Below are 21,696 nucleotides of genomic sequence, written 5' to 3' on the forward strand. Positions count from 1 at the left end.
TTCCTCCGATCCTGCGGGCCGCTGTCTGGCCGTGCCCGTATTGTTTAGTTTACCACGCTTTCTTCCCCCGTACAACAGAGGTCCGCTTCCTTTTTCTCCATAGGGATGTCCCGGTGAGATCCATTATCCCTTTTTCCTTTTGAATGCATGGAGTCTAACTCCATCGATTTTACCAAGCATTGATACAAACAAAACAATGTGATAAATTAAACCAAAAGGACAGATTGGAATATTTTAAGGGGGCATCTCCAATGAGTGTATGTACATTTATCGCTTCAGACTATCCTTTGACTGAAATAGAACCTTCACAGGATTACCCATTGGATATACATATTGATGATGGCACAGTACATGATGGCGGCGCGGATGATAACTATTGCCTGTACACCTTTACAGATGTTGAGGACTATACCGAAAAGAGAAACGCTGTCTATCTGGAATGGAATTATACCGATGGCAGAGCCAAGCAAATAATTGCATATATAAAAAACGCGCTGCAAAATACTGATTCTATAGAGCTCTGGCATGTGTGGCTGATGGACTGCTATGAATTTGAGGACAGCCCTGTAGTTCACAGAAGAACAATATCCATTTCTGATCTTACCACAAAACATATCAAGGACATTGATAGTGCAGATATTTGGAATACCCCGGATAAAATGCATCCAAATAGGCCTTCCTTTTATTGCATGGAAATAAAGCGATAATAACAAGGAAATTCCGGCTTATGTATCAGTTATCAACTGAGAATATGCCTCTCTTCGTCATTTCGACGAACGAATTGTTAGGTAAGCCTAAATCGGTCCAAAGGGGAAAGGGGAGGCGCCATCTATCCGTTGCCTTTTATTTCAAATAGTGGTAAAATGAAGCGTTAATATGGGTAAGATATATCCTGGAGAGATAGAGGGGAGCCATCCATATGCGTAAATTAGTCATCGAAAAGTCGGCGGTCAAAAACAACCTGGCGGTGATCAAGGAGCGGGCCGCCGGGGCGGTGATCTATGGCGTGCTGTCTGGGGACGGAGGGGGCGCCGGCATCGCGGCCCTGGCCCAGCTTCTCCGGGACGAGGGTATCGGCCACTTTGCGGTGTCTGAAGTGTCCGAGGCCCAGGCGCTGCGCGAGGCCGGCTTTGTGGACGAGGAAATCCTGATGCTCCGTTCCACCACTGACCGGGAGGAGCTGGAGCGGCTGGTGGACCTAAACGCGGTGTGCACCATCTCTTCGGTGGACACCGGGATGGCTCTGAACGCGCTGGCGGAGAACCGCTCCACCGTGGTGGAGGCCCACATTCAGGTGGACACCGGGATGGGCTTTGGAGGCTTTCTGGTGGGGGAGCCGGAGAAGATCCTGCTGGCCTATCGCTCTCTCCCCAATGTGGCTCTATCTGGCATCTATACTCAGCTCCACGCCGCCCAGCCCAACGACCCGGAGGCCAAGCAGCAGCTGGAGCAGTTCCACCAGGTGCTGGACACGATCCATGCCGCCGGCTTTGAGACCGGAGTGGTCCATGCCGCCGGCTCCTTCTCTCTGCTCCACGACGACAGCGCCCGGCTGGACGGCGTGCGGGCCGGCTCCGCTATTTTGGGGCGGTGCCGACGGACCCGGGACGACGGATTGCGAACCGTTGGCTATGGGGAAGCCCCTCTGGCCGAGGTCCGCTGGCTGCCCAGGGGCCACACCATCGGGGCGGACAAGCCCCTTGTGCTGAAAAAGCCTACCCGAGTGGCCGTCCTACCCGTGGGCTATCAGAACGGCTTTGGCGTGGAGCGCCCCCGGCAGTCCGGCCTGACCGCCCTGCTGGCCCAGTGGCGCCGGAGCCGGAGACGCACCGTCCGCGTCGGAGAGCAGCGCGCCCGGGTGCTGGGCCCCGTGGGCGCCAGCGAGACTATTCTGGATGTAACCAACATGAAATGCGCCTATGGGGATTTAGCGGTCTTTGAGATGGACCCTCTGTTTGCCAGGGGCTTTGTCATTGAGTACCGCTGACCTGCCTTTTGGCACGCCCCCTCTTTACCCTTTACTCTTGAGAAAAAGGAGTCCTATCAAGTGTCCGATCCTTTACAATTTCAGCCCCTCCTCTTTGGCGGGGACATCAACGTGTACTCCGTGGCCAGGGCCTTTCATGAGGCCTATGGGGTAAGGAGCGTGGCCTATGGCAAATATCCCTCCTTCCCCTGCCACGGCTCCGCCATCCTCGACTACCGGGTGTGCCCCGACAACGAGAGCGAGGCGGCCTTCCGCCGGAACACAGAGGCGGTAGCCAGGGAGTTTCCGGACAAAAAAGTCCTCCTGCTGGGCTGCGGGGACAGCTATGTCCAGCTGGCCGCCCACTGTAAGGACAGCCTGCCGGCCAACGTCATCGCCCCCTACATTGACGGAGACCTGCTGGACACCCTCATCAACAAGGAAAAGTTTTACGCCCTGTGCGACCAGCATGGCATCGATCACCCGGCCACCTTTATCTACGACAAGTCCATGGGCCACGACTTTCAGCTCCCCTGGGGTCCGCCCTACATTGCCAAGCCCGCTGACAGCGTGGCCTACTGGGCCTGTGGGGACCACTCCTTGGCCAAGGTCTACATCTGTCAGAGCTGGGAGGAGCTGCTGGCCGCTCTGGACCATGTATACGCCGCCGGCTACCAGGACCACATGGTCCTTCAGGAGTTCATCCCCGGAGATGACAGCTATATGCGGGTGCTGACCAGCTACTCCGACCGGAACGGCCGGGTGACCACCATGTGCCTGGGCCATGTGCTGCTGGAGGAACACTCCCCCCACGGCATCGGAAACCACGCCGTCATCCTGACTGAGTGCGACGAGGCCCTAGAGCTGAAAATCAAAACTCTCCTGGAGGCCCTTCACTTCACCGGCTTCTCCAACTTTGACATCAAGTACGACAGCCGGGACGGGAAGTACAAGGCCTTTGAGATCAACTGCCGCCAGGGGCGGAGCAACTACTACGTCACCGGGGCGGGCCACAACATCGCCAAGATGGTCGTCCAGGACCGTGTGGAGGGGAAGGACCTGCCCTTTGAGATGACCCGCAACCGCTCCCTGTGGCGCATGGTTCCCCGGAAGGTGGCCTTCAAATTCACCCCAAAGCAGTACCACCAGGAGATGCGGGCCCTCATTAAAGCCGGGGCGGACAGCCACTCCCTGGTTTACGACAAGGATGGCTCTCTCAAGCGGCGGCTCCGGGTGATGAAAAACCACCTGGGGAATATCAAGCGGTTCGACCAGTATAACAAGATACCCGCGGAGGATTGACCGGCACAGGACCTGCGGCTCCTCTTTTTTGCTGTTCTTCTTCCCACCATGGTGATTTTATGGAATATCGTTTAGGCGTTCTGGGGGGAATGGGCCCCCAGGCAACCAATACCTTTTATCAATTTGTCATCGACCGGACGGAGGCCTCCTGTGACCAGGAGCACGTCAACGCCCTGATCCTCTCGGACAGCCAGATGCCCGACCGCACCGAGGCTATTTTAGGCAGCGAGGGGGAACGGGAGGCTGTTTTTCAACGGCTGTTGGCCGACGCGCGCCTGCTGGAGGGAGCGGGCTGTACCGTCATCGCCGTCCCCTGCAACACCTCGCACTTCTTTTTGGACAGGGTGCAGGAGCAGGTAGGGGTGCCCATCCTCCACATGATACGGGAAACCGCCCGTCTGCTGGCCTCCCAGGGGTTAAAGCGCCCTGGCATCCTCGCTACGGATGGTACAATTCAGTCCGGATTATACCAAAAGGAATTTGAGGCTGTGGGGATTCAGGCGACAGTACCCACGCCGCCGGCCCAGAAGCTGGTCATGTCCCTGATCTACGACGATGTGAAGTCCGGTCGGGACGGGGACCCCCAGAAGTTCGCCGCCATCCACCGGGACCTGGAGGAACAGGGCTGCGACTGCGGCGTGCTGGCCTGCACCGAGCTGTCCGTCTTTGCCGACAGGCACCACCTGCCTCCCTTCTACACAGACGCCATGGCCGTCCTGGCCGAGCGGTCGGTCCAGGCCTGCCGCAAGCCCCTGCGGCACATCTTCATCAAATAGCGTGAAGCATAGAGATTTTGTGTCCGGCCCTGCCGGACGCCTTAAAATCGGTTTGCCTGGGACAAACACAATATCTTCCCTCTCAACCCTGAAATCGAGGTGTTCATCATGGCGCACATTCTGAAGGACTACATCGCCCTGCTGGATCGCTCCGGCCTCTTAGCCGCCCCCATTCCCAGGGAAATAGACCAGACCGCCCCGGTGGCTCTGGTGTCTTACGACTCCCGAGAGGTGGTCCCCGGTACCCTGTTTCTTTGCAAGGGAGCCCACTTTAAGCCGGAATTTCTGGAAATGGCCCAGGAGAGAGGGGCGCTGGCCTATGTGAGCCAAGTCCCCTATCCCCAGTGTGACCTGCCCTGCCTTCAAGTCCATGATATGCGCTCGGCCATCGCTCCCCTGGCCGACCTGTTCTACGGTCACCCCTCCGGAAAGCTGAAGGTCATCGGCCTGACGGGCACCAAGGGGAAGTCCTCTACCGCCTACTATTTGAAATATATCCTGGATGAGTATATGGCCGAGCGGGAGAAGCCGGAGAGCGGCATCATCTCCTCCATTGACACCTATGACGGGGTGGAGCGGTTCGAGTCCCACCTCACCACACCCGAACCGCTGGAGCTCCAACGCCACTTTGCCCACGGGGTGGAAGCGGGGATGGAGTATCTCACCATGGAGGTATCCAGCCAGGCCCTGAAATACCACCGGACTCTGTGTACCGAGTTCGCCGCCGCCTGCTTTCTCAACATCGGCCTTGACCACATCTCACCCATTGAGCACCCGGACTTTGAGGACTACTTCTCCTCCAAGCTGAAAATTTTTTCCCAAGGGGCTGTCAACTGCGTCAACCTGGACTGCGACTACGCCGACCGGGTGCTAGAGGCGGCCCGGGCGGCAGGCAGGCCCTTGTTCACCTTTTCTCAGAAGGATCAGGAGGCGGATGTCTACGCCTCCCAGGTCCGCAAGCGGGGGAACGACATTCTGTTCCGGGTCCGCACCAGGCGCTATCTGCGGGAATTTCGGCTGACCATGCCCGGCCTGTTCAACGTGGAGAACGCGCTGGCCGCCATCGCCGTGTGCGAGGCGCTGAACATCCCGGAGCGGTGTGTCTATGTGGGGCTGATGAAGGCCCGGGTCCCCGGCCGGATGGAGATTTACTCTAATGCTGATGAAACGGTCACCGCCATCGTAGACTATGCCCACAACCGAATGAGCTTCGAAACGCTGTTCCGCTCTGTCCAGGCGGAATATCCCGGCCGGCGGATCGTCACTGTCTTTGGCTGTCCGGGGAAAAAGGCCCTGGACCGGCGGAAGGACCTGGGGGAGATTTCGGGCAAATACTCCGATCTGGTGGTCCTCACCGAGGAGGACAGCGGAGAGGAGGACACCCTGGACATCTGCCGGGAGATCGCCTCCTATGTGGCCGGACAGAACTGCGAGTGGTCCATTGAGCCCAACCGGGGGGAGGCTATCCGCCAGGCTGTCCTGGGCTGTCATGTCCCCTCCGTCCTGCTCATCACTGGAAAGGGGGCGGAGACCCGCCAGAAGCGGGGGAATGAGTATGTGGACACCCCCTCTGACGTGGATTATGTCCAGGCTTTCCTGCGGGAGTACGATGTCCAGCATGGTCTGGACGGCATGGAAAAGGTACGCAATCTGCTGTCCATCCTGCCCATTCTGAATCGGCATGAGGGGAAGACCGTAGTGGTCAAGTACGGTGGCTCCGCCATTGGGGCGGAGGCCGCCCTGGACACCACCCTCCAAGATGTGGCCGCCCTTCGGATGGTGGGTATGCGGGTGGTGCTGGTCCACGGGGGCGGAAAGCACATTACTGCCCTGCTGGACAAGCTGCAGGTGCCCACCCGCTTTGAGAACGGCTACCGGGTCACTGACGAGGCCGCCCTGGAGGCGGCGGAGATGGCCCTGTCCGCCCAGGTGAACAAGGCCATCGTCCGGGACCTGGCCCGGTTAGAGGTCTCCGGTGTGGGCATTTCGGGCAAGGACGGCGGGCTCATCACCGCCGTGGTCAAGGACCCGGCTCTGGGGCGGGTGGGAAGCATCACCCGTGTAGACCCCAGAGTGCTGACCACCCTGCTGGATGGGGATTTTGTGCCCGTGGTCTCTCCCATCGCCCTGGGAGAAGACGGCGACGGCCTGAACTGCAACGCTGACGACGCCGCCCGGGCGGTGGCCGAGGCTCTGGGGGCGGAGAGCCTGGTTTTTCTCACCGACGTGGGGGGCATCCTGATCGACAGCCACAACAGCAAGACCGCCGTGGACCACATGGACGTCAAGCGGGCGGAGGAGCTCATCGACACGGGCCTCATCGCCGGGGGCATGGTGCCCAAGGTGCGGGGCTGCGTCCACGCCATTCGGGCCGGAGTGGGCCAGGTGTCCATTTTGGACGGCCGGGTGGAGCACTCCCTGCTGCTCCATATGCTGGGCCAGCGGGCCTCTGGAACGACGATCACAGGATAAACAAAAAGGATGGCCTACTCGGCCATCCTTTTTTCATATTTTTTCAACAAGTCCTCCACAGCCTCGTCAATCAGGCGGGATTTGGGGACCCTTGTCTTTTTAGACAGCTTGTCAAAGGGCTCTACCAGCTCATTGGCAAGGGATGTGATGAGTTTTTTTCGATTGACCAATACTGCTTCTCCCATAATCGCATCACCTATGTACTATATAGTTACTATCTACTGTCATTAGGGTAACAGTAATTTTTTTCACCGTCAAGTAGTGTCCATATATTGACTTCATGGTAACTATATGGTATCGTTTGCTTGAGGTGATACTATGGAACAATCATACAAAACTGTATCCGTCCGAATGTCCCAGGAGCTCTACACCGCCCTGAAGGATCTGGCGGACCGGGACTGCCGCTCTGTCCCCAGCTACATCCGAAAGCTCCTGCGGGAACACATCCGCCGGCTTCCACCAGAGGAGTGAGGCGGGGCGCGGGGGAGAGGACTGCCCCATATTGCCGGCGGGGCCGCCCATGACAGCCATGGGCGGCCCCGCGCTCTTTAATTGAACTTATAAATCTTCCGGGCCAGCCGGTAGAGCCCCACCGACAGCCGCCGCCCCTGGTAGCCGGGGAAGGCGGTAAAGGCGGAGACCGCCCGGTACTTCATCTTGTGGTACACCGCGCTGTCCACCGTCCGCAGGTACTCCCACAACTGGGTCCGCTTACCCAGTGCTTCGGGGGAATTGTCGATAATCAGGAAAATGGAGGAAATAGCCATCATCATGGCCAGGTAGTTGAACATATAGCGGCCCAGCTTCTTGTGCTGGGCGCTGACCTGGCGCAGATCGTGAGAGCCGATCATGTGATAGGTGACCCGCAGCTGCTGGTCCACCCGTGTGACCATCACCTTCTCGTTGACCGACTGGTCCGCCCGACCGATAAAGTAGCGGTACAGGTCCACATCCATGTAGTACATATTCTTCACCGCCGGCAGGGGCTGATAGACAAAGATATTGTCCACATAGAAGGTGTGTTTGGGCAGCTCCAGCCCGCAGTCCCGCAGCAGCTGGGTGCGGTAGATGACGCTGTGCATCAGCAGATACTGGGAGGGACGGAACCGCCCGATCTGCTCCCAGCCAAAGACCCGGCCCACGGGAAATACGTTCCGGTAGTTCACTACCTTTTGGGTGTTGTCCTCCACATGCTCATAGACATAGTTGGCGATCATCATATCGATGGGCTTTTCGTCCCGCTGGAACTGCCGCAGCTTGTCCAGCACCTTTTTCAGCGCGTCCACGTCCACCCAGTCGTCCGAGTCCACTACTTTATAGTAGACGCCCTGGGCGTTTCGGATGCCCTGGTTGACTCCCTCTCCATGACCGCCGTTCTCCTGGTGGATGGCCCGGACAATACCGGGATACCGCTCCTGGTAACGGTCACAGATGGCCGGGGTCTCATCCTTGGTGGAGCCGTCGTCCACCAGGATGATCTCAATATCGTCCCCTCCCTGGAGCAGTGTGTCCACACAGTGCTCCATATAGGCCGCCGAGTTATAGCAGGGGACCGCGAAAGTAATGAGCTTTTCCATGTCTTTCTCTCCCATTGTACGTGGATTTCCTCAGCAGGAACCAAGTTCCCGCCGCGCTTTTAGCCTCTCAGTCGCCCCGCCGGGCTCCGAATTGGCTAGAGTTTTTCTGCCAGCTCCAGTGCTTTCCCGGCAATCGCGTCCATGTTATAGTATTTGTATTCGGCCAGACGGCCCAGCAGATGGAGGTTGGAGAACCGGTCCGCCTCCGCCCTGTATTTCGCGTATAGGGCGTTGTTCTCCGGGTTGATGATCGCATAATAGGGGATCTCGCCCCTCTCCCCGGTATACGCCTTGGAATATTCCTTTACAATCGTAGTCACGCCGGGCGCCGCCTGGCCGGTCAGGTGTTTGAACTCAGTGATGCGGGTAAAGTCCTCGTCCACTGTGTAATTGACTGTGCCGTACCCCTGGAAGTCGTCCTGCTCCAGCGTTTCGAAGGCAAAATCCAGCGTGCGGTAGGGGAGGGGGCCGAACCGGAAGCCAAACAGCTCGTCCGCCTGGCCGGTGTAGATAACCTGGCCGTCAAAGGGGGCGCCGTCTACCTTCAGTGTGTTACCGGACAGGTCCAACCGACCCAAGGCGTCCGTCCCCAGCTCCACGGTGATGCTGGGATGGTCCAGCATCCTTTCAAACATGGGGGTATAGCCCTCCAAAGGCATCCCCTGGTATGTATCCTGAAAATAGCGGTCGTCCCTGGACAGGAACACGGGCACCCGTGCGGTGGTATTTGGGTCAATGTCCTCCGGCCTCTGGCCCCACTGCTTCATGGTGTAGTGGACAAAGACGTGCTCGTACACATAATCCGCCAGGGCGGCGATTGACGGGTCCTGATTTTGCCGCAGTTCCAGAATGGTGACCTTTTTCTCCGCTCCATAGGCGGCGGTCAGCTTATCCCCCAGCCGTCTCCCCTCCTCCGGACCGAAGGCCGTTTCCAGGGAGGTCAGGTTGAAGGGCACCGGATAGGTTATCCGTCCGCCCCGGCCGTCCGGGATATTGGCCACCACCCGGTGCTGGTAGTCCCGCCACCGGGTGAACCGGGAAAGCCAGTCAAAGACCTGTTTGTCATTGGTGTGGAAGATATGGGGGCCGTATTGGTGGATCAGCACCCCCGCCTGGTCCGGACGGTCATAGGCATTGCCGCCAATGTGGTCCCTCCGCTCCAGCACCAGGACCCGTTTCCCCTGATCCGCCAAAGCGCGGGCGGCCACGGCGCCGGCATAGCCCGCTCCCACGGCCAGAACGTCAAATTTCTCCTCCAAGCTCGATCCCACCTCGTTTTCCGGCCTGCTGGCCGTTATAGATGTTCCTTTGTATCATATCACACTTTCCCGGAAAAGGAAATTAAAATTCCTTGAAGATTGGATAAAATAAGCGTAATATGCTGTTCCATCCCCCTTGACATTCCCCGAAAAAGCAGATAAGATATCAACTGCATATAGAAACACGCGATGAAAAGGACGAGTATCCACCCCTGAATGGTACAGAGAGCCGCCGGTCCGGTGCGAGGCGGACAGGAGGGGGAGGGGAAAATCACCTTGGAGCAGAGGGCCGAATCGGGAAGCGCTGTGAGATCAGGCTTCCCTGACAGTAAGCGCCTCCGGACGCCCCCGTTACCAGGCAGGCTTGAGTGGCCGTGGTCTTTTCCCGCGGCAAGAAGAGTGGTACCGCAGAGGATGTTTCGCCTTTGTCTCTTTCGGGGGACAGAGGCGTTTTCTTTTTTGAAAGGAGCGGCTTCTATGAACTGCCCCCAATGTGGACGCCCTATGGAGGAGGGGACGATGCACACCTAAAAATACCCCTTCTGGACTCAACAGGAATTACGGTTTTTCCGCGGTCCGACGGACGTGGTGGAGCTGGGGCCCCACGGTGACGATACCACCAGTATGTTTACCCGGGACCCGTTTCCCCAATTTCCCCATACGATGCTCTGCCGGCACTGCGGCTTAGTCACATTCCCATGTAATCTGATAGAAAAGTCTAAAAAAGACCTGAAATAGGAGGAAGCAAACCAATGGACTACAACAAGACCATCAACCTGCCCAAGACCGATTTCCCCATGCGGGCCGGACTGCCCGCCCGGGAGCCCGGTATGCTGGAGGGCTGGGAGAAGCTGGACCTGTATCACGAGCTGCTGAAGAAGAACGAGGGCAAGCCCCTGTTCTCCCTTCATGACGGCCCTCCCTTCTCCAACGGCAACCTGCATATGGGCCACGCCCTGAACAAGTCCATCAAGGACTTCATGGTCCGGGCCGCGGCCATGCGGGGCCGCTACACCCCCTATATCCCCGGCTGGGACAACCACGGTATGCCCATCGAGTCCGCTATCATCAAGGAGCAGAAACTCAACCGCAAGCAGATGAGCGTCCCCGAATTCCGCACCGCCTGTCACGACTACGCCCAGAAGTATGTGGATATCCAGCGGGAGGGCTTTAAGCGGCTGGGCGTGGTGGGGGACTGGGAGAACCCCTACCTCACAATGGACCCCGGCTTCGAGGCAGAGGAGGTCAAGGTTTTTGGCGAGATGTACAAGAAAGGCTACATCTATAAGGGCCTGAAGCCTGTGTACTGGTGCCCCAAGGATGAGACCGCCCTGGCCGAAGCGGAGATCGAGTATCAGGACGACCCCTGTACCACCGTATATGTCAAATTCCAGGTCAGGGACGATCTGGGCAAGCTCAGTCAGTACGGCGATCTGTCCAAAATGTACTTTGTGATCTGGACCACCACCATCTGGACCCTGCCTGGCAACCTGGCCATCGCTGTTCACCCCCGGGAGAGCTATGTGCTGGTAAAGGCGGACAACGGCGAAATGTATATTATGGCCGAGGCCCTGTGCGCCAAGGTGATGAAGATCGGCGGCTTTGAGAATTATGAGATCGTCAAGCAGTTCAAGGGCGCTGACTTTGAGTATATGCTGGCCCAGCATCCCTTCCTGGACAAGACCAGCCAGCTCTGCACCGCCGAGTATGTCACTATGGACTCAGGCACCGGCTGTGTCCACACCGCCCCCGGCTTTGGCGCAGACGACTACGAGACCTGCAAACGCTACAAAATCGAGATGGTGGTGCCCGTGGACGACCGGGGCCGCCACACCGATTACGCTGGAAAATACGCCGGCATGAAGACCGAGGAGTCCAATCCCGTCATTCTGGCCGATATGAAGGAGAGCGGCGCCCTCTTCGCCAGCGAGGACATCGTCCACTCCTACCCCCACTGCTGGCGCTGCAAGAATCCCATCATTTTCCGGGCTACCCCCCAGTGGTTCTGCTCTGTAGACGCCTTCAAGGAGCAGGCCGTGGCCGCCTGCGACGACGTGCGGTGGATCCCTGGCTGGGGCATTGACCGGATGAAGTCCATGATCCGGGAGCGGGCCGACTGGTGCATCAGCCGCCAGCGCCGCTGGGGTCTGCCCATCCCCGTGTTCTACTGTCAGGACTGCGGCAAGCCCATCTGCAACGACGACACCATCTCCGCCGTGTCCAAGCTCTTTGGTGAGAAGGGCTCTAACGCCTGGTACGAGATGGAGGCCGCTGACATTCTGCCTGCCGGCTTCTCCTGTCCCCACTGTGGGAGCAAAGCAGGCTTTACCAAGGAGGAGGACACTCTGGACGGGTGGTTCGACTCCGGCTCCACCCACTACGCCTCCATGAAGAAGGACCAGGGCTTCTGGCCCGCCACCGTCTATATGGAGGGCCTGGACCAGTACCGGGGATGGTTCCAGTCCAGCCTGCTCACCGCCGTGGGCGCTCTGGGCCAGGGCGCTCCCTTTAAGGAGTGCGTCACCCACGGCTGGACCGTGGATGGCGAGGGTAAGGCCATGCACAAATCTTTGGGCAACGGCGTGGACCCCGCCGACATCTTTAAGAAGTACGGCGCCGACCTGATCCGCCTGTGGGCCGGCTCCGCCGACTACCATGTGGACGTGCGCTGCTCGGACAATATCTTCAAGCAGCTCAGTCAGAATTATCTGAAGTTCCGCAACACCGCCCGCTACTGCCTGGGCAACCTGGATGGGTTTGACCCCAACTGCCTGGTCCAGCCTGGGGAGATGCTGGAGCTGGACCGCTGGGCCGTTACCAAGCTGAACCAGCTCATTGAAAAGTGCTTCGCCGCCTATGATGAGTACGAGTTCCATGTGGTGTCCCACGCCATCAATGACTTCTGCGTGGTGGAGCTGTCCTCCTTCTATCTGGACATCATCAAGGACCGGCTGTACTGCGAGGGCAAGGACAGCCTGGAGCGCCGCTCCGCCCAGACCGCCCTGTTCCTTATCCTGGACACCATGACCAAGCTGTTTGCCCCCATCCTGGCCTTCACCTGCGACGAGATCTGGCTGGCCATGCCCCACCGGGCGGAGGACGACGGCCGGAACGTGCTTCTCAACGAGATGAACAAGCCCTTTGCCGACTATACCCTCACCCAGGAGCAGATGGCCCAGTGGGATAAGATCATTGCCGTCCGGGACGCGGTCAACGTCGCTCTGGAGGCAGCCCGGAACGAGAAGAAGATCGGTAAGAGCCTAGAGGCCGACGTGGCCCTCACCGTCCCGTCCGAGGACGCCTTCCTGGCCGAGATGGACAGCGCCCTCCTGGCCGACCTGTTCATCGTTTCCCAGGTGGAGATCACGGTGGGCGGCGAGCTGGCTGTCTCTGTGTCCGAGGCCGCCGGTCAGAAGTGTGAGCGCTGCTGGAAGCACCATCCCCTGGTGGGTGCCGATATGGCTCATCCCACACTCTGCCCCAGATGCGCAGGCGTCATCGCAAAGTCTACCTCTTTTGAGGCGCTTTAACAGCCACCCCCTCTCGATTCGTTCTCCTGCGCCGAACCTTCAAATAATGATCGCTTCACGCAGGAAGCGCAATGGAACTGGAAAGAAAAAAGTTGCCTGGACGGATGTCCAGGCAACTTTTTTCTTTTGTCCATGAGTCTATTCCGCCCAGGTCGTACTCTCCCCTCAGGAGACCCCAATCATCCACCGCTACGCCATAACACCGGCCGTATCATCTGCCCTAGTCCTTCCCTTCACTCCACAGGCACCTCCTTATTTTATTTTAATGCCTCCGGACAAACTCTTTGCCCTCCTTAATCCCTCTGACACTATACTTGTGCAAAACAGAGGGAGGTACCTCATATGGATCACGGCATCTTGACCCTGCTGCCCATCGTAACAGTGGTGGCTATCGCATTAAAAACCCGACGAACTCTGGAGCCCCTAATCGCGGGCACCCTGGTTGCCTATCTGATCATTGATGGACCCAAATTTATCTTCGGCTGGATGGACGCCTTTTTCCGGGTGGCCACCAGCTATGACCACCAGTGGGTATTTATGGTTTGTCTACTGTTTGGCAGCCTCATTGCCCTCCTGGGGGCCTCCCACGGCACCATGGGCTTTTCCAAAATACTGGACAAGCTGTGCCGTGGGCCAAAAAGCACACTGATTATCACTTGGATTATGGGCATCCTGATTTTTGTAGACGACTATCTCAACATCATGACTCTATCCATCTGCATGAAAAAGGAAACGGACAAACACCGTATCCCCAGGGAGGCCCTCTCCTATGTTATCGACTCCACCGGCGCCCCGGTCTGCGCTCTGCTTCCCTTCTCCACTTGGGCGGTATTCTTTTCCGGTCTTTTCTTTGCTGAGGCCGGCGTCCCAGAGCTGGGCTACGGGAGCGGCATCTCTACCTTTTACCGGGTCATTCCCTTTGTGTTTTATGCTATCGCCGCTGTGGTCATCGTGCCCCTGTTCGCCCTGTCCGTCATCCCACCTATGGGCAAGATGCGGGCGGCCTACCAGCGGGCGGCGAAGACCGGAGCGGTCTACTCCCCAGAGAGCGAACTGATGAACTTGGAGGGCGAGGATGATGCCCCTGATATACAGGGCAATGTATGGAACTTCGTCATTCCCATCGGCGTACTCATCGTCCTGGCTATCGTGGGGGGTGAGCTGTTTCTGGCCGTCATAGCTGCCATCGCTATCTGCCTGCTCCTGTATGTCCCCCAGCGGATCATGTCCCTGTCCAAGGCTTGCGACTTGGCCATGCACGGCTTCTGCAATATGATCCCCACCGTGGCCATCATTTACTTTGCCTTTGTCATGCAGGAGGCCATGAACGAAATCGGCATTGCTCCCTACATTATTAATTTGGTTCAGCCCTTTATGAGCGCAGAATTTTTTCCTTGCATTACCTTCCTGGTGGTAGCCGCCCTCAACTTTTCCACTGGCAGTGTGTGGGGCATCCCCGCTATCGTGGTCCCCGTTATCCTGCCCTTAGCCGTTTCTCTGGACGCCAATCTGCTGGTTGTTATGGGAGCCGTGGTATCTGGAGCAGTATTAGGCAGCCACGCCTGCTTTTACTCCGACGCCACCGTTCTTACCTCCAGTTGCTGTAAAATGGAAAATATGGACCACGCCCTTTCCCAGTTTCCCTATGCCATGCTGGCCGCCGCCATCGCTGCGGCAGGCTATCTGCTGTGCGGATTCTTACTGTGACAGGAGGTCTTACCCTATGAAACTACTCACTGGTGACATTACCAAAATAGAGACAGATGCCATCGTCAATGCCGCCTCCCCCGATCTGCGTCGGTCTCCCGGCATCTGCGATGCCATTTTTGCCGCCGCTGATACCAGGGCCCTTACTGCCGCCTGCAAAAAACTGCGCCGCTGTCCTGTGGGTACGGCAGTAGTCACCCCGTCCTTCGGTCTTCCCTGTAAGTATATCATCCATGTGGCCCTGGGTGAGTGGATGGGGGACCTGCGAACTGGAAAGCGGCTGATGGAGGCTTGCTACCGCCACGCCATGCAGCAAGCCCTGATGTGCCGGTGCAGAACTCTGGCCTTCCCCCTGGTCTTTTCCGGAGCCTTTCATCTACCCAGAATGGAGGCCCTCACAGTAGCAGAAAAAGCGATCCTGAAATTTGAAGCCAAACATCCAGAGTTAGATGTGTCCCTGGTCCTCTACACCCCCCAGATACTGGCCCAAGCTCAGGCTGTGCTGCGCCAGCTTTGTCCAGAGAACTAAAGACAGCGGAAGGGCCAATAAATTGGTCCTTCCGCTGTTTTTAGGCTATTTTTCGCTTCCTCTGTTCTTCAGATACTCCTCCATCACCCGAAGGATTAGAGCGGTGACGCTGCGCCGTTCCCGCTTGGCCTGGGCCGTTAACTCCTCCTTGAGCTTTTTGGACAGCCGTAGGCTGATCTGAGCGTCTGACTTGGCCACAGGATCACCTCCTTTTTTCTATCATACCGAAATGGAGGCTCCGTCGGTCGCATGACTTTGTATTATTTCGCATTATTTTTACGCTTCAACTCTTCGCCTCTGGCGGGCAGCAGGACCACTACATCTTGCGGATCTGGGAAAAGATAAAAAATTTCCTTGGAATACGGGACTTTTTTCTTTACATAGGGGGAAAATTGTGATATATTAACCCAGCATGAGAATGCGTCGGTATGCCCACTGGCTTGGTTCCGGGATATGGCCTGCGCAGGTGCGCGGGGTTCTGCCCGCCCGCTACCCAGCCCTTAGGGTAAAACAACAAGCGGCTTTACCGTTAGACGGGAAAGTAGTATGCCGCAATTAAGAAAGGTGGAAATTTCATGATTCGCAAGGACGAAAAGACGGCCGTTATTGAGGCCAACCGCACCCATCCCACTGACACCGGCTCCCCCGAGGTCCAGATCGCCATTCTAACCGCCCGCATCAACGAGTTGACCGAGCACCTGAAGGTCCACAAGCAGGATAACCACTCCCGCCGCGGTCTGCTGAAAATGGTCGGTAAGCGCCGCAAGATGCTGGACTACCTGATGGCCAAGGACATCGAGCGGTACCGCGCTATTATCGCCAAGCTGGGCATTAGAAAATAAGTTTATGCCGCATAGGGCAGCGCGTTCCGCGTGCTGCCCTATGTTCGCATATAAAACCAAACGAAAACTCCGAATTTCCCGCACTTTTTTAGCAGTTGAATATGAGCCGAAGCGCCGAATTTCCCAGCAGGGGTGCTTAGACCGGGGCGAAGGCGAGAACCCAGGAAAGGAACTTTCTGGCTCGATCCTATCCGTTTCGGCCTGTATTCAAGTGCTAAAGAGTTGTTGGACGTTCGGAAAAATTTGAAACAAAGGAGAATCCGAGATGTCAACTATCATCAAGCACAAACAGTTCCCCAAGTACAGGACCTGGACCATGGACTTGTGCGGCCGGCCTCTGACCATTGAAGTGGGTAAGACCACCGAGCTGGCCTCCGCCGCCGCCTGGGTCAAGTACGGTGACACCACGGTCCATGTGGCGGTCACGGTGTCCCCCCGTCCCCGGGACGGCATCGACTTCTTCCCCCTGTCCGTGGAGTTTGAGGAAAAGTTATACGCCGTGGGCCGCATTCCCGGCAGCTTTATGCGCCGGGAGGGCCGCCCCTCTCTGCCCGCCGTGCTGGCCAGCCGCCTGATCGACCGGCCTATGCGTCCCCTGTTCCCCTATGACTTCCGCAACGACGTGTGCATTCAGTGCACTGTCATGAGTGTGGACTACGACTGCTCCCCCGAGGTGGCCGCCATGATCGGCGCCTCCGCCTGCGTCAGCTATTCTGAGATCCCCTTCGCCGGCCCCATCGGCTGTCTGGAGGTGGGCTACTGTGACGGCCAGATTGTCCTGAACCCCAATCAGGAGCAGCGCAAGACCAGCCGCATGGACGTCACTGTGGCCGCCACACGGGAAAAGGTGGTCATGATCGAGGCCGGCGCCGACGAGATCCCCGACGAGATCATGTACGCCGGCATCGTGAAGGCCCACGAGGAGATCCGCAAGCAGATCGACTTTATTGACCAGATCGTCTCCGAGATCGGCAAGCCCAAGATGGAGTATGACCACGCCCAGTTCAACCAGGAGCTGTTCGACAAGATCGTGGACGAGTTCATGGACGAGGCCAAGGAGGCCATGGACACCGACGACAAGAATGTCCGGGAGACCCGCTGGAACGCCATGATCGACAAGTGGCACGAGAAGTATCTGGAGGAGTATCCGGATATGGACCAGTACCTGGAAGAGTTCACCTATAAGTTCCAGAAGAAGATCGTCAAGGCCTGGCTGCTGGAGGGCCACCGTGTGGACGGCCGCGCCAAAAACGAGATCCGTCCCCTGGCCGCCGAGGTGGGCGTCCTGCCCCGGGTCCACGGCTCCGGCCTGTTTACCCGGGGCCAGACCCAGGTGCTGTCCGTGTGTACCCTGAACACCCTGGCCGCCAGCCAGAAGCTGGACACCATCTGGGAAGAGGAAGAGAAGCGGTATATGCACCACTACAACTTCCCCCCCTACTCCGTGGGCGAGGCCCGTGCCCCCCGCTCCACCAACCGCCGGGAGTACGGCCACGGCGCCTTGGCCGAGCGGGCCCTGGTGCCTGTGCTCCCCTCTGTGGAGGAGTTCCCCTACGCCATCCGTGTAGTGTCCGAGGTGCTGTCCTCCAACGGCTCCACCTCCCAGGGCTCCATCTGCGGCTCCACTCTGGCTCTGATGGACGCCGGCGTACCCATCAAGGCCCCTGTGGCCGGCATCTCCTGCGGTCTGATCCAGGACGACAACGGCGGCTTTACTACCTTCATCGACATCCAGGGCGTAGAGGACTTCCACGGCGAGATGGACTTTAAGGTGGCCGGTACAAAGGCCGGCATCACCGCCATCCAGATGGACCTAAAGAACGACGGTCTGACCCATGAGATCATTAAGGAGGCACTGGATATCACCCGTGACGCCCGGTTCGCCATCCTGGACGAGATCATGCTGCCCTGCATCTCCGCCCCCCGGGCCGAGGTGAGCAAGTACGCCCCCAAGATGATCACCGTCAAGATCGATCCCGACAAGATCCGTGAGGTCATCGGCAAGGGCGGCTCCGTCATCCAGAAGATCACCGCCGAGTCTGGCGCCCAGATCGACATTGAGGATGACGGCACCATCCACATCGCCTCCCCCAACGCCGAGGCCTGCGACGCCGCCAAGAAGATGATCGAGACCATCGTCTTTGTCCCCCAGGTGGGTGAGTTGTACTACGGCAAGGTGGTCCGCATCCTCCAGTTCGGCGCCTTTGTGGAGCTGGCCCCTGGTAAGGACGGCATGGTCCACATCTCCAAGCTGGCCGAGCACCGGGTGGACAAGGTGGAAGACGTGGTCAACATCGGCGATATGATCTGGGTCAAGGTCACTGAAATTGACGACAAGGGCCGGGTCAACCTGTCCTATAAGGACGCCCTGCGTGAGATCCGTGCCAGAAAAGAATCCGGCGAGCCCATCAAATAAATCTGTTCTTACCATTTAAACGAGGTGGACAGCAAAGCTGTCCACCTCGTTGCTTTTCCCTCAAAGCACAGAGGGAGTTTTCTTTTACTTTTCCAAAATATGTGCTATAATATCAACAATTCCCACACGGAGTGTCATTTGGGGACCAAAATCACGGCCGTTCTCTCCCACCCGGCCTTTTCTCCCCATAGTAAGAGGTGCCTCCCAATGAAAACGCTGCTTACCATCATGCGACTGCCCGACGGCTCCCAGGAGCACTGCGGCCGGGCTCACACCATCTGGCTGGCCCTGGCCCTGACGGGAATGGGGTGCTGCGTCGGCGGCCTTTCCCTGTTTTTTTCCGCTACCGCCTATGTCAGTCTGAACTCCTGGCATCTGCTGGGCGCCTATCTTTCCAGCCCCTTGCTCATGTTCTTGAATCTTCTGCCTCCTGTCCTGCTGATCTGGCTGTTCTACTTCCTGTTCCGCCGGAGCTGGGCCGCCTTTATCTGTACTTTTCTGCCCGTTTTGGCCATCGCTCTGGCCAACTACTTCAAGATCCGGCTCCGGTCGGACCCCCTGCTGGCCTCTGACTTGTTGTTGGCGGCAGAGGCCGGGGGTATCGTGGGCAACTACACACTGGACCTGACCTGGCTGGTGTGGTTTGCCCTGTTCTGCTTTGTGGCCGGACTGCTCTTTACCATCTTCCTTATGCCCCATGGCATTCAGGGCTGGCGGGAGCGGACCTTCGGCGCCTTGTCCTGTCTGGCCTTGATTGGCATCGCCTTTGTGTCCCTCTACCTCAACCCCACTGTCTATGACCAGACTCCCACCCAGGCCATCCGTTACGCCTGGTCCGATGTGGAGGTCTATCTGTCCAAGGGTGGACTGTACCCCTTTCTCCACTCCTTCCGGGATATGCTTCCAACCCCACCGGAAAACTACGACAAAGAGGAGGCCGACAGCCTGCTTCAGCAGTACGAGGACCAGAGCATCCCGGAGGGTCAGAAGGTATCGGTCATGGGAATCATGCTGGAGGCCTTCTGTGACCTCACCGACTTCGACGCCCTGGCCGGGCAGGAGGGGGTGACCCAGGTCTATGCCCCCTGGCACCAGCTGGAGGCCCAGTCCATCTCCGGCGACCTGCTGACCAACATCTTTGCCGGGGGCACGGTGGACAGCGAGTGGGCCTTCCTCACCGGCTACTCCACCCATGATGAGTTTTGGAAGGACACCGACTCCTATGTGTGGTATTTGAAGGACCAGGGCTATCAGACCTTTGGCAGCCACCCCGGCTTCGGCTGGTTTTACAACCGCCAGAACGTGAACCAGTACCTGGGCTTTGAGGAATACTGGTTCACAGAGAACCACTATGGGGAGCTGGTGGACCCGGTATTCGCCCAGTGGCACTCCGACCCCCTGTTGGTCCAGGAGCTGCTGGCCCAGATGAAGGAGCGCGTCCAGAGCGGCCCCTGCTTCTCCTTCTCTGTATCCTACCAGAACCACGGCCCATACAGCACCGAGCTGCCCTCCGGGCCCCGGCACCTCACCCCAGAGGGCTCCGGTCTAAGTCAGGAGAGCTGTAATATTTGGAACAATTATCTCAACGGCGTGGCCGAGACCCTTCAGGCCCTCACCACTCTCGTCCAGGGGCTGGAGGAGATGGAGGAGCCGGTGGTGCTGGTCCTGTTCGGCGACCACAAGCCCTGGGGCGGCAACGGCAACTCCGCCTATATTGAGATGGGGGCCACCTTTGATTTGTCCACCCTGGACGGCTTCTATGACTACTATGCCACCCCCTATGTGATTTGGGCCAACTCTGCCGCCAAGGAGACCCTGGGCCGGGACTTTGTGGGGGACGGGGGAGACTTCTCCCCCTGCTTCCTGATGACAGAGCTCTTTGACCAGTGCGGCTGGACTGGCCCCGGCTTTATGGAGCTGTCCAGGCAGGTCCGGGCCGTCACCCCCCTGGTCCACACTCAGGGGCTCTATCTGGTGGACGGCCAGCTCACTGATACACTAGCGCCTGAGGATCAGGCTTTGCTGGACCAGTTTCTGTCCGCCGAATATTTCAGAGAGAACCAGCTCCTCCCCGTTGAATAGACAAGGCCCCCGCCTGATATCAGGCGGGGGCCTTTTTGATTACCGAACAAGGAGTTTCTTCATGGCCTCCTCCAGGCCGTCCACTGTCAAGGGGAACATGGGGAACTCCTGGGAAATGGCATCATAAGTCTGGCACCAGTACTGGCCCCACCCCGGCCGCTCACTGGGATTGAGCCATACCGTATGGCCAAAGCGTCCCTTCAGCAGCCGCAGCCAGTCCATGCCACACTTTGGCCCGTCCTCCCGACTGCCGCCGTAGTAGCCGCCCAGCAGCTCATGGGGAGCCATCTGGGCATCCCCCACCAGAATCAGCTTATAGTCGCTGGGGATATTGGACAGCACCCAATCTGTCTGCACTGAGTTTCGGCTCATGAGCATGGGGTCCTGATACAGTCGAGAATAGACGCAGTTGTGAAAATAGTACACCTTCAGATCCTTGAAATGGCCCGACTTGGACACCGCCTGAAACAGAGCTGAACAGAGCTGACTGTAATAGTCCATAGACCCCCCGGAGTCCATCAAAAGAAGCACCTTCACCGTGTTTTCCCTGGGCCGCTTGTATCGCACCTTCAGCACGCCGCCATTGTCGGCGGTGTCTTTGATGGTGTTGTCCACGTCGAACTCCGTGGGGGGGAGGTCCACCAGTCCGGAGAACTGCCGCAGCTTCCGTAGGGCCACCTGGAACTGCCGGGTATCCAGGGTGTTATCCCGGCGGAAATCCCGAAACTTCCGCTCCCCGGCCACCCGGAAGGCCCGTCGGTACATGCTCTGGCCCCCTACTCGAATGCCCTTGGGGGACAGTCCAGAGTTTCCAAAGGTGGACATCCCGTGGGTTCCTACCCAGTAACGCCCCCCGTTGTGCTCCTCGGTCTGCTCCTCCATACGCTCCTTCAGCATCCGCTCGATCTCCTCCTCGGAGAAGCCCAGGTTTTTCAGCGCCTGTTCCTCATCCCAGCTGGCGTAGTCGGACAACACCTCGGGCCTGTTCAGCCAGTCCAGCAGCTCCTGAGACACCTCCTGCTGGAAGGGCACGTCCTTAAAATACTCCAGAAAGCAGCGGTCGAAGGTGTCAAAGTCCGCCTCGCTTTTCACCAGAAGACAGCGGCACAGGTGGTAAAAGCCCGTGAAACTGGAGCTGTGGAGCCCCTTGTCCATGGCTTCCACCAGGGCCATCCACTCAGTGAGGGACACCTTTAGGCCGTTCTTCCGCAGGAGATACAGAAAATCCTCAAACATGG

17 protein-coding genes and 1 other annotated feature are annotated in these 21,696 nt (G+C 58.2%); of the genes, 12 read left to right on the plus strand and 5 right to left on the minus strand.

Annotation, left to right across the window (positions count from 1 at the left end):
* The first annotated feature begins 251 nt into the window (after nt 1-251).
* From OCV64_RS05890 to argB, 5 genes are all read left to right on the plus strand, one after another.
* Nucleotides 252-707 carry a hypothetical protein gene (locus tag OCV64_RS05890; RefSeq protein WP_186852939.1) on the plus strand — a complete coding sequence of 152 codons (456 nt, stop codon included), beginning with the start codon at nt 252-254 and terminating at the stop codon, nt 705-707.
* Between the two features lie 212 nt (nt 708-919).
* Nucleotides 920-1,987, plus strand: a complete 1,068-nt coding sequence (locus OCV64_RS05895) for an alanine racemase (RefSeq protein ID WP_147572491.1) — start codon at nt 920-922, stop codon at nt 1,985-1,987.
* Between the two features lie 60 nt (nt 1,988-2,047).
* Nucleotides 2,048-3,268, plus strand: a complete 1,221-nt coding sequence (locus tag OCV64_RS05900; protein ID WP_262669544.1) for a carboxylate--amine ligase — start codon at nt 2,048-2,050, stop codon at nt 3,266-3,268.
* Nucleotides 3,269-3,327: 59 nt separating this feature from the next.
* Nucleotides 3,328-4,044 carry a cysteate racemase gene (gene cuyB, locus OCV64_RS05905; RefSeq protein WP_147572493.1) on the plus strand — a complete coding sequence of 239 codons (717 nt, stop codon included), beginning with the start codon at nt 3,328-3,330 and terminating at the stop codon, nt 4,042-4,044.
* A 108-nt stretch (nt 4,045-4,152) separates the two neighbouring features.
* A complete protein-coding gene (argB, locus tag OCV64_RS05910) occupies nt 4,153-6,516 on the plus strand; it encodes an acetylglutamate kinase (RefSeq protein ID WP_262669545.1) in 2,364 nt (787 codons plus the stop codon).
* Between the two features lie 14 nt (nt 6,517-6,530).
* Here argB and OCV64_RS05915 read toward each other — a convergent pair whose 3' ends face one another.
* Nucleotides 6,531-6,701 carry a ribbon-helix-helix domain-containing protein gene (locus OCV64_RS05915; RefSeq protein ID WP_186852942.1) on the minus strand — a complete coding sequence of 57 codons (171 nt, stop codon included), beginning with the start codon at nt 6,699-6,701 and terminating at the stop codon, nt 6,531-6,533.
* A gap of 133 nt (nt 6,702-6,834) precedes the next feature.
* Here OCV64_RS05915 and OCV64_RS05920 point away from each other — a divergent pair, with 133 nt between their 5' ends.
* Nucleotides 6,835-6,987, plus strand: coding sequence for a hypothetical protein (locus tag OCV64_RS05920; RefSeq protein ID WP_186852943.1), 153 nt, complete (start codon nt 6,835-6,837; stop codon nt 6,985-6,987).
* Nucleotides 6,988-7,064: 77 nt separating this feature from the next.
* Here the strand turns inward: OCV64_RS05920 and OCV64_RS05925 are convergent, their stop codons facing one another.
* On the minus strand, nt 7,065-8,093 hold the full coding sequence (locus OCV64_RS05925; protein ID WP_186852944.1) for a glycosyltransferase family 2 protein: 1,029 nt from the start codon (nt 8,091-8,093) through the stop codon (nt 7,065-7,067).
* Nucleotides 8,094-8,188: 95 nt separating this feature from the next.
* Nucleotides 8,189-9,352, minus strand: coding sequence for a UDP-galactopyranose mutase (glf, locus tag OCV64_RS05930; protein ID WP_186852945.1), 1,164 nt, complete (start codon nt 9,350-9,352; stop codon nt 8,189-8,191).
* Between the two features lie 180 nt (nt 9,353-9,532).
* Nucleotides 9,533-9,788: a binding site (T-box leader), on the plus strand.
* A gap of 316 nt (nt 9,789-10,104) precedes the next feature.
* Here glf and ileS point away from each other — a divergent pair.
* The 3 genes from ileS (at nt 10,105) to OCV64_RS05945 (ending at nt 15,118) form a co-directional block, all read left to right on the plus strand.
* A complete protein-coding gene (ileS, locus tag OCV64_RS05935; RefSeq protein WP_262669546.1) occupies nt 10,105-12,882 on the plus strand; it encodes an isoleucine--tRNA ligase in 2,778 nt (925 codons plus the stop codon).
* Nucleotides 12,883-13,224: 342 nt separating this feature from the next.
* Entirely contained in the window at nt 13,225-14,589 is a 1,365-nt protein-coding gene (locus tag OCV64_RS05940) for a Na+/H+ antiporter NhaC family protein (protein WP_262669547.1), read from the plus strand.
* Between the two features lie 16 nt (nt 14,590-14,605).
* Nucleotides 14,606-15,118 (plus strand): macro domain-containing protein, encoded by a 513-nt coding sequence (locus tag OCV64_RS05945; RefSeq protein WP_147572501.1) that lies wholly within the window; start codon nt 14,606-14,608, stop codon nt 15,116-15,118.
* Nucleotides 15,119-15,163: 45 nt separating this feature from the next.
* On the opposite strand, the gene OCV64_RS05950 is transcribed toward OCV64_RS05945, so the two are convergent.
* Nucleotides 15,164-15,316, minus strand: a complete 153-nt coding sequence (locus OCV64_RS05950) for a ribbon-helix-helix protein, CopG family (RefSeq protein ID WP_262669548.1) — start codon at nt 15,314-15,316, stop codon at nt 15,164-15,166.
* A 377-nt stretch (nt 15,317-15,693) separates the two neighbouring features.
* Here OCV64_RS05950 and rpsO point away from each other — a divergent pair, with 377 nt between their 5' ends.
* From rpsO to OCV64_RS05965, 3 genes are all read left to right on the plus strand, one after another.
* On the plus strand, nt 15,694-15,960 hold the full coding sequence (gene rpsO, locus OCV64_RS05955; RefSeq protein ID WP_008982127.1) for a 30S ribosomal protein S15: 267 nt from the start codon (nt 15,694-15,696) through the stop codon (nt 15,958-15,960).
* A gap of 265 nt (nt 15,961-16,225) precedes the next feature.
* Nucleotides 16,226-18,376, plus strand: coding sequence for a polyribonucleotide nucleotidyltransferase (locus tag OCV64_RS05960; protein ID WP_147572503.1), 2,151 nt, complete (start codon nt 16,226-16,228; stop codon nt 18,374-18,376).
* Nucleotides 18,377-18,583: 207 nt separating this feature from the next.
* The gene (locus tag OCV64_RS05965) at nt 18,584-20,458 is read left to right on the plus strand and encodes an LTA synthase family protein (RefSeq protein ID WP_262669549.1); all 1,875 of its coding nucleotides are present in this window, start codon (nt 18,584-18,586) and stop codon (nt 20,456-20,458) included.
* A 39-nt stretch (nt 20,459-20,497) separates the two neighbouring features.
* Here OCV64_RS05965 and OCV64_RS05970 read toward each other — a convergent pair whose 3' ends face one another.
* Entirely contained in the window at nt 20,498-21,694 is a 1,197-nt protein-coding gene (locus tag OCV64_RS05970) for a vWA domain-containing protein (RefSeq protein ID WP_186852950.1), read from the minus strand.
* Nucleotides 21,695-21,696 lie beyond the last annotated feature (2 nt).

The sequence above is a fragment of the Muriventricola aceti genome (genome assembly GCF_025567565.1).
GTDB classification, from domain to species: Bacteria; Bacillota; Clostridia; order Oscillospirales; family Oscillospiraceae; genus Lawsonibacter; species Lawsonibacter aceti.